The organism is Bartonella pachyuromydis, from assembly GCF_039543065.1.
GTDB lineage: Bacteria > Pseudomonadota > Alphaproteobacteria > Rhizobiales > Rhizobiaceae > Bartonella > Bartonella pachyuromydis.
In genome coordinates this window covers 1-15,850 of the sequence record NZ_BAABJA010000017.1, presented here as the reverse complement: position 1 = coordinate 15,850, position 15,850 = coordinate 1, and the positions used below count along the sequence as shown (strand labels likewise).

General features: G+C 45.4%; 19 protein-coding genes and 1 pseudogene. 2 read left to right on the top strand and 18 right to left on the bottom strand.

The genetic code is table 11. The features are described 5' to 3' along the window. The 18 genes from ABD917_RS07825 to ABD917_RS07740 form a co-directional block, all read right to left on the bottom strand. Positions 1-1,081: DUF4815 domain-containing protein (locus ABD917_RS07825; protein WP_345119531.1), on the bottom strand; the 1,081-nt coding region annotated here is incomplete at its 3' end. A 1-nt stretch (position 1,082) separates the two neighbouring features. After that, positions 1,083-2,189: a phage tail protein gene (locus tag ABD917_RS07820; protein ID WP_345119535.1), complete on the bottom strand. Its 1,107-nt coding sequence runs from the start codon at positions 2,187-2,189 to the stop codon at positions 1,083-1,085. Beyond that, complete coding sequence (locus tag ABD917_RS07815; protein ID WP_345119530.1) at positions 2,189-3,055, bottom strand: baseplate assembly protein; 867 nt, start codon at positions 3,053-3,055, stop codon at positions 2,189-2,191. Before ABD917_RS07815 ends, ABD917_RS07820 begins: the two co-directional genes overlap by 1 nt. Then, positions 3,042-3,428 carry a GPW/gp25 family protein gene (locus ABD917_RS07810; protein WP_345119529.1) on the bottom strand — a complete coding sequence of 129 codons (387 nt, stop codon included), beginning with the start codon at positions 3,426-3,428 and terminating at the stop codon, positions 3,042-3,044. Before ABD917_RS07810 ends, ABD917_RS07815 begins: the two co-directional genes overlap by 14 nt. A 3-nt stretch (positions 3,429-3,431) precedes the next feature. Beyond that, positions 3,432-3,632 carry a hypothetical protein gene (locus tag ABD917_RS07805; protein WP_345119534.1) on the bottom strand — a complete coding sequence of 67 codons (201 nt, stop codon included), beginning with the start codon at positions 3,630-3,632 and terminating at the stop codon, positions 3,432-3,434. 12 nt (positions 3,633-3,644) lie between these two features. After that, positions 3,645-4,238, bottom strand: coding sequence for a baseplate assembly protein (locus ABD917_RS07800; RefSeq protein ID WP_345119528.1), 594 nt, complete (start codon positions 4,236-4,238; stop codon positions 3,645-3,647). Then, positions 4,235-4,762 carry a hypothetical protein gene (locus tag ABD917_RS07795; protein ID WP_345119527.1) on the bottom strand — a complete coding sequence of 176 codons (528 nt, stop codon included), beginning with the start codon at positions 4,760-4,762 and terminating at the stop codon, positions 4,235-4,237. The genes ABD917_RS07800 and ABD917_RS07795 overlap by 4 nt, the downstream gene beginning before the upstream one ends. Beyond that, positions 4,759-5,253 carry a phage virion morphogenesis protein gene (locus ABD917_RS07790; RefSeq protein WP_345119526.1) on the bottom strand — a complete coding sequence of 165 codons (495 nt, stop codon included), beginning with the start codon at positions 5,251-5,253 and terminating at the stop codon, positions 4,759-4,761. Before ABD917_RS07790 ends, ABD917_RS07795 begins: the two co-directional genes overlap by 4 nt. Position 5,254: 1 nt before the next feature. Then, the gene (locus tag ABD917_RS07785) at positions 5,255-5,680 is read right to left on the bottom strand and encodes a gp436 family protein (RefSeq protein WP_345119525.1); all 426 of its coding nucleotides are present in this window, start codon (positions 5,678-5,680) and stop codon (positions 5,255-5,257) included. Between the two features lie 11 nt (positions 5,681-5,691). Further along, complete coding sequence (locus ABD917_RS07780) at positions 5,692-6,657, bottom strand: major capsid protein (RefSeq protein WP_345119533.1); 966 nt, start codon at positions 6,655-6,657, stop codon at positions 5,692-5,694. 12 nt (positions 6,658-6,669) lie between these two features. Then, positions 6,670-7,011, bottom strand: coding sequence for a hypothetical protein (locus tag ABD917_RS07775; RefSeq protein WP_345119524.1), 342 nt, complete (start codon positions 7,009-7,011; stop codon positions 6,670-6,672). After that, entirely contained in the window at positions 7,008-8,066 is a 1,059-nt protein-coding gene (locus ABD917_RS07770) for a phage protease (protein ID WP_345119523.1), read from the bottom strand. The genes ABD917_RS07775 and ABD917_RS07770 overlap by 4 nt, the downstream gene beginning before the upstream one ends. Before the next feature lie 437 nt (positions 8,067-8,503). Beyond that, on the bottom strand, positions 8,504-9,709 hold the full coding sequence (locus ABD917_RS07765; RefSeq protein ID WP_345119532.1) for a phage head morphogenesis protein: 1,206 nt from the start codon (positions 9,707-9,709) through the stop codon (positions 8,504-8,506). Next, a complete protein-coding gene (locus ABD917_RS07760) occupies positions 9,702-11,282 on the bottom strand; it encodes a DUF935 domain-containing protein (RefSeq protein WP_345119522.1) in 1,581 nt (526 codons plus the stop codon). Before ABD917_RS07760 ends, ABD917_RS07765 begins: the two co-directional genes overlap by 8 nt. A gap of 12 nt (positions 11,283-11,294) precedes the next feature. Further along, positions 11,295-12,935, bottom strand: coding sequence for a hypothetical protein (locus tag ABD917_RS07755; RefSeq protein WP_345119521.1), 1,641 nt, complete (start codon positions 12,933-12,935; stop codon positions 11,295-11,297). After that, a complete protein-coding gene (locus ABD917_RS07750; RefSeq protein WP_345119520.1) occupies positions 12,928-13,509 on the bottom strand; it encodes a phage protein Gp27 family protein in 582 nt (193 codons plus the stop codon). The genes ABD917_RS07755 and ABD917_RS07750 overlap by 8 nt, the downstream gene beginning before the upstream one ends. Next, the gene (locus ABD917_RS07745) at positions 13,472-13,828 is read right to left on the bottom strand and encodes a VpaChn25_0724 family phage protein (RefSeq protein WP_019221544.1); all 357 of its coding nucleotides are present in this window, start codon (positions 13,826-13,828) and stop codon (positions 13,472-13,474) included. Before ABD917_RS07745 ends, ABD917_RS07750 begins: the two co-directional genes overlap by 38 nt. Further along, a complete protein-coding gene (locus tag ABD917_RS07740) occupies positions 13,825-14,139 on the bottom strand; it encodes a DUF2730 family protein (protein ID WP_120122224.1) in 315 nt (104 codons plus the stop codon). Before ABD917_RS07740 ends, ABD917_RS07745 begins: the two co-directional genes overlap by 4 nt. A 249-nt stretch (positions 14,140-14,388) precedes the next feature. Between ABD917_RS07740 and ABD917_RS07735 the strand changes: the two genes are divergently transcribed. Both ABD917_RS07735 and ABD917_RS07730 read left to right on the top strand, forming a co-directional pair. Then, complete coding sequence (locus ABD917_RS07735; protein ID WP_345119519.1) at positions 14,389-15,555, top strand: tyrosine-type recombinase/integrase; 1,167 nt, start codon at positions 14,389-14,391, stop codon at positions 15,553-15,555. Positions 15,556-15,764: 209 nt separating this feature from the next. Further along, positions 15,765-15,850, top strand: a pseudogene (locus tag ABD917_RS07730) (helix-turn-helix transcriptional regulator); the annotation flags it as partial.

Here is a 15,850-nt window from a genome sequence, read left to right as displayed (position 1 = left end):
CAGCCTGCACGCTTGCGCGGTAACGGTAAGTCACCATATAGCCGCTTCCCGGTAACGGTTCATCGCCCATAGGTGCCCAATCAATGGTATCTCCGTTTTTTTTAAAATCTCTACCTTCTTTAAATTCTTTTCCACCTTGGATAATTTTGATAAAAGCTGTGATACTTTTATCGGGAACGCCATCACGCCCTGAAGCTACAGCTCCGCGGGTGATACGAACGGTTTTTTCTTTTGTTAGCAAAATGGAATGAACAGCAGCAATGGGAGCGTAATAGGTTTTAAAGGTAAAGCTTTTTTCTTGGTTTTTGGGTGCAAAAATATGGGTTTCACTAGGAACCGCGCTTGTCGAAAAGTCTTCCACCTCTTCATGGCGCAAAGCCGCTAAGCGTTTGCGTTTGAAACCATTGATATTGGCTTCTCCTTCTTGGATACTGAACACTTGCTTTTGTCTCTCTTGGCCCAAAGCTGTGACACGGCAACCATTCACGATATAATGCCCATGGGCGCGGTCGTACGTCGCAATGGCTTGCATGGCCGGTTCAAGCAGTGAGGGTGATTTTTGATCAATGAGAACACCATCTTGCAAAATATAAACCGGAAAGAATGTTCCTTGCTGTTCATCATCTTTGAGAGCCCAGACAAGTTTTGCCACCTCGCGTGCAGCACCTCCTTCTCCTTCTGCCAAGGACCCCGGAACTTGTCCTAAGAGCTCTGGATCCTCTTCATGAGTTATCCAGCTTTTTTGCAGTTTTACACCGATTTCCATCCGCCCAACCATAGAAACATTCTCTAAGACGGCATTTGAGACGGGAAAGATATCGCCTGCGATATAAATCTTGCCCTCTGTTAAAGTGACGGTTTGCTTATCTTTATTGACAAAGGCATCTGCTCGTTCAACACGGTCTCCTTCTTGTGCCACAAGGCGCCCCAAACGGTCATGGCGCCCCCTTATGATGGTTTGAACTTCATTGAGTTCAGCACCTTGAAGAAAAGGGCGCTGTCCATAAAACACAACGCTTTGTTGTTCATCTTTGCCACGAGAGCGATCAATTGCAAAGGGTAAGCCACTTTCATGTTTCATGTTAAAACCTCAATAAAATCTTGAATTGTTCGCGAACATCAGCACGCAAAGAAATGTTGATAGGTGTTTTAAGGATTTCCACACCACCCTTTAGTTCACCCTCGTCACACCAAAGTTTGCCAGGAGGTGTCTGTTCTGCCACAGAGCCATGAACGAGAAGGGAAACAGAGACGGCTTGTTTGTCATCAACATCTTTAAAATTGGTGCGCGCTGCAAGAAACAACATTGTCCCTGTTTTCGAGGGTTTAAATTTGTTGCCACAATGGCTGTAAAGACCCTCTAAAGCTTGTTCAACAGGCGCTACAGCATAGCATCTGCGATAGCCAATTAGAGCATTGTCTGGATCTCTTAAAGCCAAATAAAGCGTGCGGCCATGAAACCATTCTGCCATCAATATATCGCGTTCATGTTTTTTAACCGAACACCATGGAAAATTTGCTAACTCCCATGGATAATCGATATGTTCCCAACTTAATTCTTCATCGAAATCATCAATCCAGTTACCAATCAATGTGCCTTCTTCTTTTGTGAGAACGTGGTTGATTTCTGTTGTGCGCCCAAAAGAAAACAATGTTTCTCCAGCTGTTAAGCGTACACCGCTCTCAAAATCCAGCATACTGTCATCAAGCCTTGACATATTGGCTTCCATAGCCTCCACATCATAACCAGTGACACCACGGCGAAAATCAGAGCGCAAGCTTTTGGAAAGGTCGACAATCGCTTCAATTGCCTCAAGATTACCTCGTTCAGGCAAGTGGTTAAATTCAAGTTGGAAGGAATTCCACCATGCACGCTCTGGCCACGCGGGTGTAAAGTGTACTGAGAGTCCAAGCCATTGAAGCCCCATATCGACAGCAGCTACAGAGCCACGTATCCGTTGCCATTCAAGTCCCTGGTCAAGAAGATCATAGAGGTTTGGAACATAAGGGGTAAGTTCTTGTAAACCATATTCGTCAATTAAGAAGGGCAACCAAGAAGGGGGACGCGTGATAAATTTCGCGCGGGGTATTTCTTCTAGTGCTGTTTTAACGTGAGGGTCAAGAGCCATTGCTTCGGCAAAACAACGTTCAAACAAGCTTGAATTCGGGGGCAAAAGTGAGGAAAGCATCAATAAGCGCGCCCCCGTTTTGACAAAGCAATTTCTCCTAGTGCTATCGCCTCATGGGGGGCAACCAGAATATCTTCCTGTGGTTTTGTAACCTCCACATGGTGCACACCTTCAACCATCAGGCGGCTTAATATCCAACTTGAATATAGATCACGCCCAAGCCTGCCTGCACGCGCCCATTCTTCTCTTAAATTCTGCTCTGCCCTTTCTAAAAGCTGTTCTCGCTCACCGGGTAACAACCAAAGGTTAGCCGAAATATCAATCACCCGCTGTACGGCACTTTTGACCAAGAGGGTATCATTGGTCATTCTAACATGAGGATCATCAAGAGCTGCTTGCACCTTGGCAATCAAAGCCTCATCGGCCACTCCTGAAGGGGAATCACTAAAAAGAGCCACATGAATAAGCGGGCTTTTGCCCACACGATAAACAAAAACATCTTTGACATGGATATCACTGGAGAGAGCAAAATATTGATAGCGAGGTGCTGTACCCCCTGTGGAATGTCCTTGTCTATTTAAGCGAATGCGGCGGCGAAAACGCTCATCATCCTCATCTAAAAGGCGCGTGACCCCATGAAAATCCCCCAAATGGTCTAAACTTGTGCCATGCGCAAATGTGAGCAAATTATCCCGTGCTACCTCGTTGATCCGCTGGCGCAACAGCAACTCTTCATAAGCAGCCGCTTGTAATTGAATGACCACGGGATCATAAGCGGTCTTTTCCACATTATAGGGAATATGATGAGCGGCAAAAACATCCATTAAACGCTTAATCTTTTGCTCTAAAAGCCTTTCAACAGAAAGCTCTTCAATCACTTGTGGTAGCGGAAGCTGTGAAAGGGATAAATGTTCAAGCTCTGCCATAGGAGACCTCTAGCGGAAATTGTCTCTCTTGCCCATGGGACCAATCCCCCAAATGCCCATCGGGGTAAAAAATGCCCCTTAAAACAAAGTGGAATGTTCCCTCACGCGTTGCTTTGATTAAATCAATTCTCTGCAGCGAAAATCCAGGCTCTCCGCATTCTGGATCATCAAGTGCGCAAGCAATGGCTTGATAAAGACGTAAAATCGTTGCAGGATTGGCATTAGCATCTTGGAACTCCTTAACATCACATCCATAATGGCGACGCAAAACCCGTGTTCCCACCCGTGTCATTAAACATTTATGAATGGATTGTTGGCAATGCTCAAAGCCATACAAGAGAGAGCCATCCTTTTCGCTCATCCCACAACGCATGATTTAAGCCCCCTTCGTTGTCTTTATAAGAGAAGTTGTTGGCGCGGAAGAAACCGTTGGGGCTGGTTTTTCAGCAATCTGACCAAGAAGAAGCGGATATTTTGCTGCCTCTTCACTTAAACGAATTTCCTCACCCTTCCCCGGTGAACGCTGACCTGCAACAAAATCGGCATTGGTTAAAATAACATAAGTTTTCTCACGCATCATAAAACTCCTTTAAAGAGGGCTAGAAGTTGTGGAGGGACCCATTTTGACCCCACCATGTTTGTGGCTTGCACCAACCGATTTTTGATTGTGCTTTAAATCTTCTGCTTGAATCTGCACGCAGTCCGTTAATTCAACACGGGTTGATTGATGACAAAGCATGAGCCCTTGTGCACTCAAACGGATTTGGTTTTCCCCATGGGAGAGAATAAGTTCATCTTTAGTCATTCGCAGTGCACACCCTGCATAACAAAGCGCAAGCTCTTGCGGCGAGCGTGCTGGATTTTGTGCATCATCACTATAGCTATCGCGCACCACCAGAGACGCAGAGCCAATTTCGCCATGGGGGTTTAACAAGCGCACCGGATCACCAATGTTTAAAGGCATATTGCTTGAAACAGCACCAGCAGCTTCTTGTGCCTGTAGCCAAGGCGATAAAACCGCTTGACCATTGGCACCTTCACAAGAAAGCTTCACCCGCACCCTATGCCCATCAATTTGCGCCACCCGACCCATCATGTGCTGGTTGGCAAGACAGCGTTCAAGCGCATCAAGGCGCTTCATGATTTGCCGAAAGGTCTCGCCCAATAAATGCGCATCATTCATGAACACACCTCATCATCACATGAGATCAATCCAGCTTTAAGTTGTCGTTTGTCTTCATCAGCAAAAATATCTTTTCCTAAATGATGCAAATCTTGATGCCATTCCACCACACTGATCGATACACCGCGCTGCTTAATCGCCGCAGAAATAATGGGGGCAATTGACACATCCCGCGGGGCGCTCAAATGCGTTAACCCCCACAATTGTCCGCTATGGCATAAAACCCCTATCGCTTCTGCCAAAAGCCAACTGGAAACATCCCGCTCCTTGCCCGTAGTGATAATAAAAGCCCCTAAATGAAGATCAGCACTCATCTGTCCAGAAGGCATAGGATTTAAACGACTTTCTAACACTGCAACACGTATTGCTGGCGCAACAAGCATTTGTGTTTCAAGTTCTTCTAAATTAAAACGCCCAAATTGACAGGCACAATCGCGCACATCTGGCAAAGCCCTTTTAAGGCTCCTTATCACCGCCTCACGAAACGCATTAATACGCCCTGCTTGTGTGATCGTTTGACTCATGAAACGACCCTTTCCAGCCAATCCTCTGCGGCTTTGACAATTTCCACTTTATTGTACTCTGAAAGCCCTAAATAAGGGCGTGCCGGCATGGTCACTTGGGGAACACACACAAAGCGCTGTGCATTACCGCTTTTAAGAAAGAAGCGAAGGGCTTTGCCATTTTTCGGGAAAATAGCCCCACCCAATTGATGAATCCGCGCATAAACCAACCCAGAGCCCACAATCACCTGTTCTGGTGAGGCTTTCATATCAATGGAGCGTGAGAGCGCCCCACTGGCATAAAGAATGGAGGTATGGGCATAATTGTTTTTCCACTTTTCTCCTTGGGGGGAGGTTTTTTCGCTTTGAATCCGCCGTCTTGTGCTTTCTTGAATGAGGCGCCCAACCCCTTGTGCTAGAGTTTCCATCGGCGGATGAGTACCCTTTTGTAAAAAGGATAAAGCCGCTTCAAGCCCCATCTCTTTAATCTCAATATGGCTTGAAACAGACATGTTATCTTCCCATCAAACGCGGTTTGGCAGTAAAAAAAGCCCCATCACGAAGCGGTCCATCTTCACTCATAATTTTAGGTTCATCGACCCCCAAACCCGCTTTGCCTTCTGCAATGCGTTTTAGTAAATCAACCGCCTGTTTGTAGCGATCTTCAATGGTTGTGGTCAGTGCCGTATGGCGTATGGCTAAATTATAAACAGCAATATTGACACAGATCATGCCAAGAGCCGCCGGCTGTCCAGCAATCGGGACCAAGTAGCGATGAGAGAGATGCACATCAATCTCACCACTTGCTTGGTTTAGAGCAAGGGCAATAGCTTGATCTAAAAGCACTGGATCAGAATTCTCATCATCAAAAGCACATAAGTCTTTTAAGAAATCATCACCCCAGAGCTCTTCAATCAATGTTCTGCTTGCATAGGCCATTAAGTCTTTTCCTAAACAACATCTTGCAGCAATACACCGGCATCTTTTGCGGCAACCAATTCGCACACCCGTTCACCCACACGGACCCGTTTACCCCCCGATAAACCAATATCTGGATCAGAGATCACCCCAGAGATGCGCTCGCCCAACTGAGCACTAAAGCCCCAACTGATGACCGAACCATCCGCCTGTTGCTTGGTGGGATCAATGTAAAGCAGAGCAATCTTATTGCCCCAAACGCGCGCCAATTGCGCCGTACGCCCTTTGCGAGCTAAATTCACTTGCGATTCACCAATGAGTAAACGATCGGGATGTATTTCCATCAGATCAGCAAATTGCGCTTTGGTGACAAAACCATCAGCAGTGCCACCACCCTTAACGGCTTTGATGATTTTGGGATGACGTTTGAGTTTTGACCAAACAACTTTGCCCATTACAATGGTGTTGGGCGTATAGACGAGAGCTTTATCCTTCGCCTCATCTAAGGTGGCATAAGGGTCTGATTTGTCATAATCACTGAATTTATTCTCACCCTTAAGCGTCATCACCCGCTCTGGTGCGTAATTTTCACTTCTTTGCACAAGAGCTGCAACACGCACTTCACGCCCCAATTCTAGCAAATTAGCCAGTCCTTCCACGGCTGTTTTTTCGGGATTATAACGAGAGCGCTTTTCTGCCCGTGCGCGGGCTGCTGCTTCAATATCTGAATTGGGAATAAGATCATCAAGCCCGTAATCTCTCACACTAGCTTCCCGTTCAAAGGCAGAAAATTCCACCACATTCGGGCGCCCTTTTCGCCCAACCTCAAGTTCAGGAACGGTAAAATTTTCCGCTAGGGGAAATTCACTATATTTAAACACTTCACTTAAAACACAAACACGGGGCAAAACTTTATCGCCAATAAGAGAACCTGTTGGATTGCGATAACCAATAGCAATAGCGGTAAGTGTTGGATCAATGGGAAAAGGTCTGTTCATCATAAGCCTCGATTAATTAATTTTAAAAGAAATAACATCACCAGCAGAACCATCACTCATGGCAATGCCAATAGTGCGATCTGCTGCTTCTGCCTTAATAGCCTGCCCCTTGGGGTCAGAGGTTAAAAAGTCACCAAAGGAAACATTGCCTCCACAAACCACTTCGCTCCAACCACATTGGCCAACATCAATCATCTCACCAGCCTTGGCTTCACAAGACCCTGCAGTCCCTAATAATTTATCACCTTTACCAGTAGCCGTTGCCACCATTCCATCACCGCGCGCTGCAACAATGCAATAAGGCGAAATCTCTGCAGCAGTGCGAAAAGATTTAATCAAAATTGTCGTACTCATGATTGGCGCTCCTTTTGCTCATAAATATAATCAACCGCTTGGCTAATGGTGATGTCGAAGCCTTTTTGCTTCTGCTCTTGTTGATAATGGCGTGCCGCAAGCGCAATATCTTCTGGCGCAAGCTTTGCTTCTTGCATCAAGGCACATGATTCTAAAGAGCTTGTAGATGCGAGAACTGGCAACTTTTCTAGCAAAGTTTGAAAATGTTCCATGCCCCCTTCAAGGCGACAAAGTGCACGATATTCTTCACGTGCAGCAGGCAAAATCTTGCCCTCTTCAATCGCTTTGTCTAAAAGACTCTCAATAGTCGCCTTTTTTTGCTCTTCCTGCAAAAGTGCTAAATCTTCTCGCGCTTTTGTTAATTGGGCATTTAATTCCACCCGTTCTTTTTCGCGTGCTGTAATGCTTGCTAAAATTTCTGCAGGTTTTGCATCTTCTGCCAGCTCCAAAGCACTGGCAATAGCTGTTAAATCCATCATTTTCTCCGTCAAGGTTGTTGGGGACACCACAAGGGATGTCGAAAGGGGTGTTGAAGGGTATTCACGGCTTAAAGCCGTCATCACAAGGGCAGGACGGTTCACCAACCCTGCCCCCACCAAACTTAAAATCTCACCATTTTTAGAATGACGAAACTCAGGGGAAAGATAGCGATATTCTCGGGCAATAATCTTTTTGGTTGCCATATCGGTCCATTTAACCCGACCCCAAATCGCACCATCCCGTTCTGCTAATTCTTCAATCCAGCCGCTTGCCGGCGCTTCCAAGCCGTTCCTCGCTCGGTGATGTTGCCCATGCTCATAATCAATCACAAGCGGTCCTTTATTGGCTGCAAAAGCCTTTAAAATCCTTTGTGGGTTATAATGCCATTCCCGCCCATCACGTGCCTTCACATTTGGCGCTTTGGGCAACAACTGCACCCATTCCGGTGCTTGGCTAACGGTGCCGTCTTGGCATAAAACGTCTGGGCAAAGATCTATGAACGCGGCATGAAACGTCTCGTCATGACATCCTTCAGAATGCCCATCTTCTTGATCTTCGTGAAATTCCTGTTCCATACATTGCCTATTGCTTTACAATCGTCATTGGCAATACAATGCACGAAACCACCTTCAACTCATAAGTCTGACACTGTCAGTCAAAAGAGCATTTCTTTAAAAAAGCACTTTTTTCACTTGCTTATAGCTTATGAGAGAAACCCCAATACCAAACCCTCTCATAAAATCGTTTTCAAAGGCACTTCAAAGGCGATAGAGCGCCATTATAAGTTTGGAGGTACAAATTATCACTCCACACAAAAAACCTCTCTCAAAGCGCGTTTTTTTAAAAGATTGCTTTTGAATGTTGAAACTGTTAGATTACCCGCGAGGCGTGAGCCAGTTTTGCCAGGACGGCTTTGCCGGATCTGCGAGGAGTTGACCGCCCTCCACGCCTTCTGATTTTTCTCGACACCGGTTCCTCTCATCCAAACCAACAGAGCTTTACGGTATTCTCTTTACAACAACCGTTCGTCCTTCTTTTCAGCAGCATGTAACAAACGTTGAATTTCTCTGAAGCTCTTTTTATGCATGGAGGTCAGCCACCATTCTTGTTTGCTTGCTACCCATTTGACCACAAAGCGCCACCACGCCCCACCACTTTCACCAAAAAACATAACACCCTGCGTATCTTTGCGTCTGATAACACCATGAGGGCGGATGAGTGTTTGAAGAGCACCACGAAAATCCTCCAAATGAAGAGCACGCGCTTGATGCTCTAACAAAATATGTTTCACACTGTCTGAAGATAAGCGAATAAGAGAACTTTCTGTTGTAAAAGCGTCACGCACCTTTTGTGGTATAGGTGCAATGGGTATAAACCCGCGCGGCATACGACCTTCAAACATGGCTTCCAAAAGTGGCGACCCCACAATATCTTCAATGGCAATGCGTTTGCGATTGTCCCCCATTACAGAAACTTTATCACTTAAAAATCGGCTTAAATTTTGTGAGCGATGTTTTCCAGGGTTCAAATGCCATCCAGGATCAATCCCCTTTGGTATCTTCTCAACTTTTCCCGTTCGCTTATTGTGCCAAACCCGCGTCTCCACATGGGGTGACTCTGCCCCCTCTTCATAGCCTAAATTGTCCGCCTCATAACGGCTTACCTGCCGCACACTGCATTTACATCGCCAGCCATTGGGGGGATAAAGCCAATCCCAAATGGGATCATCAACAGGTGCGGTAAACCCCACCCAACTTTCATGTTCCAAACGCTTATGTTCTGAACTCGACAACGCATAGGTAAGATAAGGTAAAAACTCTTTATTATTTTGCGTACGTTCCCATTCACCTGCCGCATGGGCACTCATGGTATTAGCCCAATAGACCGTTTCTAAACGCCGCGGACTGCCCAATTGCACCACACTCTTTTCACCCGTTTTCGGATCAATGCTGGTCTTTTTCCCCCACCAACCCTTTTCCTGTAAAATCGGCATTAAATTTTTTTGAAAATCTTGAAAAGGAACTTGATGCTTTATGGCATCTCCAACGGCTCGCTTAAAATCATCCAAAATGTCATAGCCTACCGATTTTGCTACCGTAAAGGAAAAGGCATGCTCTTCTGGTGCTATATCCCGCCAATCAAAGCTTGGAACAATATTTTTGGCTGCAAAATAACGGGTGACCTCTTTGGGTGCTGTTTTAAAAAGTTCCTCATCCATGATACCCCAGTCCCCGCGCAATCATTTGCACCTTTGCCAAGCGTGCTGCCAAGGCATGATGATCCATCTCGCCTAACAATTCATCCAAGCCTTTAAGGATATCCTCATAACTTTTAGCCTCTCTCACAAGCTTTTTAAAAGGCTCTAAAAGGGGCTCTAAATCCTCTTCCCAGTCACTTAAAGCCTCTTCAGAAAGTCGGTCCAATTCGTCGTGATGTTTTCCACCCTGCTCTTTTCCACTCTTACCCTCTCTTGTCACAGAAACATCAAAAGCACCCCCACAATCAGCACAAACATGAGCCTTTTGTTGCCCCGCATCATTAGGCGTAAGAGAAGAAGCCCTTAAAACATCCTCTTCTTTTGTTGGTTGCGAAAAGCCAATCTTATTACGCACTTCTTGCGCCCCAACACGCAATCCTAGAGGCACAAGTTTTTCTAAAGCATCGCTAATGGCTTTAATATCTTCATTTTCCGAAATCGGCCAATAAACAAGGGGGTAGCGCTCTTGGCGCCCAAAATTAATCTCAACAAAAGGCACAATCAAATCACGATTAGCTGTCAAAGCCAATTGCCGTGCATCAGCTCTGGCAATATCATGGCGTACATTTTCATGAATGCGCGCTTGCGAAAAGGACGACCCATCATCCGTCGTCATCGTTTGCCCCAATACTCCTTTAGAAATCTGCCGATCTAAATATTCAGCCTTGACACCAAAAACCGCATTGCCACTGCCCCCAGCTGCCTCAATAAACTCAATCTCCATCTCTTTGGGAATAATCGCCGCCGCATCACTGGATAAATCACGCACCGCTTGAATAAGAACCCGCCGCTCTGCTTGAGAAGAGCTTGCACCATATTTCCCCACACGCAAAGGCATGCCATAAACTTCTAAGAAAGCCATCCAATCTTTTAAGGTATAAGACTTAAACAAAAATGCCCAAGCCGCAAGTCTGGCAAGCCCAGAGCGGATTGGTAAGCCACTTTTCAACTTGGGTCTGTGAATGGAAAATTTATAAGCAGGCAACTCTGTTCCGTACAAAGACCCCTCTTCTTTTAAACGCAAATGAAAGCCATCTCGCCGGTCCAATTGAAAAAACCGCTGGTCACGCCATTTCCATGCAACCGGCCACCATTCCTTGGCACTCTTGTCCCACAAGGTTTCAACAACCGCATAGCCTTTGCCCAAAGCATCTAACAAATCCGCCACATAATCATCAACAAAAGTCGGCGCGCTAATCACCTCGCGCACCGCATCGGCAATTTTTTTATCCAATGCACTGTTGCTTGCTGCAATCACTCCAGGCTCCACCCCTGTGAGGGCATTTTTACGCATGCCAAGCACCGCACGATAATGCAAATCACGCTCTTCCATATCATCGGCAAGTTGGAAAAATTGTTCAGGCGCCCCCCTCGCTGCCTGTTGTAAAATATCAGCAAGTTGAGCAGGGGTGAGACCACTGACAATGGTTTGTGACCACACATCACGAACACCGCCAATGCTTGGGCTTGCCACCTCCCGCTCCAACCCTTTGATATGAAGCGCCCTACCCCATTGATCAACCAGTTTTACCATCTTACAATTCCCTTAATAAATCTTTGATCGCATCATTGAAACAAAAGCGGGTGAAAAGAGCGGACTTTCATCAAAACCATAAATCTCTCTCACAGGCGTATATTCGTAAATTTCCGGCGTCTGGCGGCTGGCAAAATAAGCCAAAGCGCAAGCAATAGCACTATCTCCATGGCGCATAAAACCATCACTGCCTTTAAAACGATGATTGTCTGGAATTTTCACAATGCCATTGACATAAGCAAGCGCTTGATGATCCGCCACAATGTCACTATCGCGCGGCAAAACAATGGACCCATCCCCAAAGGCTTCTAAATAAGCCGGCATTTCTTTGCCATACCAACTTTGCGACAATTGTACTTCCCTCACGCATGCCCCATAACGCTGCGCTGCTTTTTCGGCTAAATAAGCCCCATTGCCCCGCGCATCTAACGCGCCCCCCAACAAACGTGGCAAACCACCCACCACATAAAATAAAATCTCTCTTTGTTGATCAAACGGCATATTGCGCAATTCCACCATAAACCGGACACGGCGTACCAAGTCTTGTCCCACTTCCATCACCACAATGGATGTCGCATCGCCGCTGCGCGCAAAATCAACACCAAAAACATGTTGGCGCCGCCGGTCAAGCCGAACATGCAGAGGCTTTACATGCTTCTCACACCAAGCAAACGCCGCTTGGCTTCGTTGATCATCCGATTGGTTTTTAAAACCATCCGCACAAGCAAAACGCAGCACCGCAATATCTCGCGTACAACAATTTTCAATCTGCAAACGTGTTAAAGCTGCCCCTTCTTGATCAGCCGGTATGGCATCCAACTCTTGCCGCATGGCACTCAAACGCACCCCATAAGAGGCGCGGATTTGTTTCTCCCATTGTTGCTCAGCTGCTAAACTCCACCCCTCCCCCTTCATGGCGCAAACCCGTTTAAATAAACCATTTTTAACAGCCACACCAAAGGGATAACGATGCAGAGAAAAAGGAATTTTGCCCCCTCGTGTCTCACGAATCAGTTCATTGAAAGGATTAAGCACACCATTATGTGTTGAGATCACACGAATCTTGCCTCCCCAAATCAACAGAGCATTCACCGCATCCAAAACAGAGCGCACATCTTTATGAAACGCCGCCTCGTCAATCACCACAATGCCTTGTAGTCCGCGAATATTTTCAGGGCGGCTTGAAAGCGCTTCAATGCGAAACCCCGAAGCAAACCGTACCCGATAAGCAGAGATATATTTTGTCGACCCATCCTCTTTTTGATCTGGAAATAAAATTTCTTCCACATCCCCACTATGGCTGGTAAGTACTCTCGCAAAATTGCTCACATAGCCAATAAATTCACGCCCCTTTTCTTTGGTGTCGCCAATGTAAAAAACATTATCACCACCAGCCTCAAGCGTTGCCGCCGCAATCAGCGTATCATCTAGAGCCTCAGCAAAAGTAATGCCGGTCCGGCGCCCTTTTTCAACCAACTTTAAGGGAGATTTATCTTCAATCCATGCCCGTTGATGCGCCATCAAAACCCCTTCAGCTAAGGGATCTTTCTCTTTGAGACAAGCACTTGTCTGCCAAAGTTCAAAACCCAATCGATCACCATTCGCCTCACTTTTTAAAGGAGTCTGTTCAAAAGCCTCACACCTTTCAGCCATGTTTTATCCCCAACACCTGCGCACGAATAGCCCGCGCCGTCTCTTCTGAGAGCCCCGCTGCTGCCGCTGCCACCTCAACCGCTTTGCTTGCCTTGCTTGTAAAATCCTTTTCCAACTTTTGCCGTCTGGTCGTGGATAAATGTTCAGCAGCCAAAACCCCTTTAAGCGCATTCGCCAACTCTTGAGCAGCCTTTGGAGAAAGGCTTTTCCCACTGCTTAACGTGGAAAAAATAAGCTCTTTAATCGCTGCAGCTGTTAACAGAGTAATATTATCAGAAGCTTTGGCATCAAAGCGCTGTGAAAGGCTTGCTGCTATTTCACGCGTTTGTTCCAAGCGCCGTGACATCACCGCGAGCCGCAAAGAATAACGATTAAAACTCGAAAAGGAGGGTATGGAAAAGTTGAGACCCGTTTCTTTTTTTAAAGCCTTCAAAGCCGCTTTAAATTCATCATAAATGGCTTTTTGCGTCTTTTCACGCCCATTTAAAGCTTCAGCCGCCTCTGCAATAATTTGATCACAAGCTTGTGGCAATAAATCAATCGCCGTTAAGCGCCCACGCCCGACCTTGCGCATCCCTTACCTCGTCTTTTATTGATGAACGTTTGGGACGCTTAATCCCCTCAATGGAAAAACTACGATCTAAATGACGTGCCCCCCGTTCTGTCAAAGCCGCAAGCAAAACAGACCCCACACATTTTAATGTAACAGCGCCTTGCTCTTCCATAAAAGCCAGTTCATTGTGCACAAAATCGCGATCACGCCGGATACCATAACTGTATAAAAGCCGCTCAATCATCGCACTCGATAACGTTTCGCTGCGCTCACAAGCAAGCCCTTTTAAAATAATCAACCGCGCTTCTTCGCGGATGATTTTATCCATATCTGCTTTCATTTCTTGGCATTCTCCAATAAAAACTCTTGCAAGCGCTCACCAATCGCTGCCACCGGTTGCAACTGTGCAGAAAACGTATTGAGGCGCCCATTTAAGCGTTCTATATTCACTTCTAACCTTTGCATGGCATCACGATCAGGCAAAAAATCCATCTCCGTCTCTAACTTTTGCACACGCTCTTTAAGCACCATCATGTCTTTGAGCATTTCCTTCGTACCAGAAGAAAAATAAGCTTTTAAAACCCCAGAAATGGCAACAATGGATAACAACAACGAAAGCCAGCCATTGGCCACACTAATATCCAAATTCACGAACCCCTCCTTGACTTCATTAAAATGGCTTTGACAGCCGCTCGTCTGTGCTGTTCGCAGATCAATGTCGCTACAACGCTTTGATTTATAATAATAATTCATTGTTTTGTATTGTTGAATGAGAGTCTCGAATAACGTAGGATTCTATCATTTCAAAGCTGTTTATCTTGAATCAATCAAAACCATTCCCTTGCACATCAAAAGCGGGATGAGTGTGTGGATCAAATTTGTATAAGAAAGGATTTAAAAATGGCTCTTATGAACCGTCTTAATGCAAGGTCTGTCGCAACATTGGGGGCTGGCAAATATAATGATGGTGCCGGCTTGCTTCTTCATAAGCGTAAAGATGGAGGTGCTCAATGGATTTATCGTTATACCATTCATGGGCGCCGCCGTGAAATGGGCTTGGGAACGTTGCGAAATGTTTCTTTAAAAAAAGCTCGTGAATGTGCAAATCAATGGCGTTCTGTTTTGCATGAAGGGCGTGACCCCATTCAAGAACGCAACAAACAAAAGCGTGAAGCAATAAGCAATCTCCATTATTTAAAAGATATTGCACTAGATGCTTTTGAAAGCCGTAAAGCTGAATTAAAAGGTGATGGTAAAAATGGTAAATGGTTTACACCTTTACGCCTTTATATTCTACCAAAATTAGGCTGTTTACCGGTTTCTGAGATTACCCAAACTGAGATACGCAATACCCTTGCCCCTATTTGGCATACAAAAGCTACAACAGCAGAAAAAGCACTCATCCGCCTTAATATTTGTCTCAAACATGCGGCTGCATTAGGGTTGGATGTTGATTTACAAGCAACAGAAAAAGCACGCGCTCTTTTAGGTAAACAACTCCATAAAACACAAAATATACCAGCCATGGATTGGAAAGATGTGCCGGCTTTTTATAAAACGCTTTGTCAAAAAACAGCTATAACACAACTAGCCTTGCGCTTGCTTATCCTTACAGGCGTTCGTACTTTTCCTTTGCGTCATATTCGTGAAGATCAAATTGAAGATGATGTCTGGACAATTCCTGCTGAGAATATGAAAGGAAAACGCGATGCTACAACAGAATTTCGCGTGCCTCTATCAACAGAAGCACTAAAAATAATTGAACAAGCCCGTTGTATCTCTAAAAGTGATTTTCTTCTTTCTCCTACCGGTCGTTGTCCCATAGGTGAGAATTGTATGGCAAAATATATGCAACAGATTGGAGTTGAAGCACGTCCCCATGGTTTTCGTTCTAGTTTACGCAATTGGCTTGCTGAAACAACCGATGCCCCCTATGAGGTCGCTGAAACCATTCTAAGTCATACAGTGGGCGGCAAAGTAGAGCGTGCTTATCGTCGGACTGATTATTTAGAACAGCGCCGTATCTATATGGATAAATGGGCGGCTTATGTCACCGGTCAAGCTTAAGATATGGGGTGCATAACCCCATTATCTGTGGATAACTTTCTATCTCTCTTCTCTCATTCTTTCTCAATGAGAATCATAAATTATCACATCAGAAAATGGATAATAAAACACTGTTTTTTATAGACTAAATACCTTTCCAATGATTCCAAAATGTGCTTAATAAATACTTATGATTTGTTCCCATTTTTTACTCTTGAAAGGAAATTATAATGACAGAAAATGATATTCTTTTAACTGACCGTGAAAGTGCAAAATTGCTTCATATGAGTGTTTCAACATTTCGCCGTCATGTGAC

Bases quoted from the DNA above. Each gene is read 5' to 3' on its own strand.
- ABD917_RS07805 (WP_345119534.1), bottom strand. From the start codon at position 3,632: ATGCGTGAGAAAACTTATGTTATTTTAACCAATGCCGATTTTGTTGCA.
- ABD917_RS07760 (WP_345119522.1), bottom strand. From the start codon at position 11,282: ATGGTAAAACTGGTTGATCAATGGGGTAGGGCGCTTCATATCAAAGGG.
- ABD917_RS07755 (WP_345119521.1), bottom strand. From the start codon at position 12,935: ATGGCTGAAAGGTGTGAGGCTTTTGAACAGACTCCTTTAAAAAGTGAG.
- ABD917_RS07795 (WP_345119527.1), bottom strand. From the start codon at position 4,762: ATGAGTCAAACGATCACACAAGCAGGGCGTATTAATGCGTTTCGTGAG.
- ABD917_RS07775 (WP_345119524.1), bottom strand. From the start codon at position 7,011: ATGAGTACGACAATTTTGATTAAATCTTTTCGCACTGCTGCAGAGATT.
- ABD917_RS07810 (WP_345119529.1), bottom strand. From the start codon at position 3,428: ATGCGTTGTGGGATGAGCGAAAAGGATGGCTCTCTCTTGTATGGCTTT.
- ABD917_RS07745 (WP_019221544.1), bottom strand. From the start codon at position 13,828: ATGAAAGCAGATATGGATAAAATCATCCGCGAAGAAGCGCGGTTGATT.
- ABD917_RS07780 (WP_345119533.1), bottom strand. From the start codon at position 6,657: ATGAACAGACCTTTTCCCATTGATCCAACACTTACCGCTATTGCTATT.
- ABD917_RS07815 (WP_345119530.1), bottom strand. From the start codon at position 3,055: ATGGCAGAGCTTGAACATTTATCCCTTTCACAGCTTCCGCTACCACAA.
- ABD917_RS07770 (WP_345119523.1), bottom strand. From the start codon at position 8,066: ATGGAACAGGAATTTCACGAAGATCAAGAAGATGGGCATTCTGAAGGA.
- ABD917_RS07820 (WP_345119535.1), bottom strand. From the start codon at position 2,189: ATGCTTTCCTCACTTTTGCCCCCGAATTCAAGCTTGTTTGAACGTTGT.
- ABD917_RS07750 (WP_345119520.1), bottom strand. From the start codon at position 13,509: ATGCGCAAGGTCGGGCGTGGGCGCTTAACGGCGATTGATTTATTGCCA.
- ABD917_RS07800 (WP_345119528.1), bottom strand. From the start codon at position 4,238: ATGAATGATGCGCATTTATTGGGCGAGACCTTTCGGCAAATCATGAAG.
- ABD917_RS07735 (WP_345119519.1), top strand. From the start codon at position 14,389: ATGGCTCTTATGAACCGTCTTAATGCAAGGTCTGTCGCAACATTGGGG.
- ABD917_RS07765 (WP_345119532.1), bottom strand. From the start codon at position 9,709: ATGGATGAGGAACTTTTTAAAACAGCACCCAAAGAGGTCACCCGTTAT.
- ABD917_RS07790 (WP_345119526.1), bottom strand. From the start codon at position 5,253: ATGTCTGTTTCAAGCCATATTGAGATTAAAGAGATGGGGCTTGAAGCG.
- ABD917_RS07785 (WP_345119525.1), bottom strand. From the start codon at position 5,680: ATGGCCTATGCAAGCAGAACATTGATTGAAGAGCTCTGGGGTGATGAT.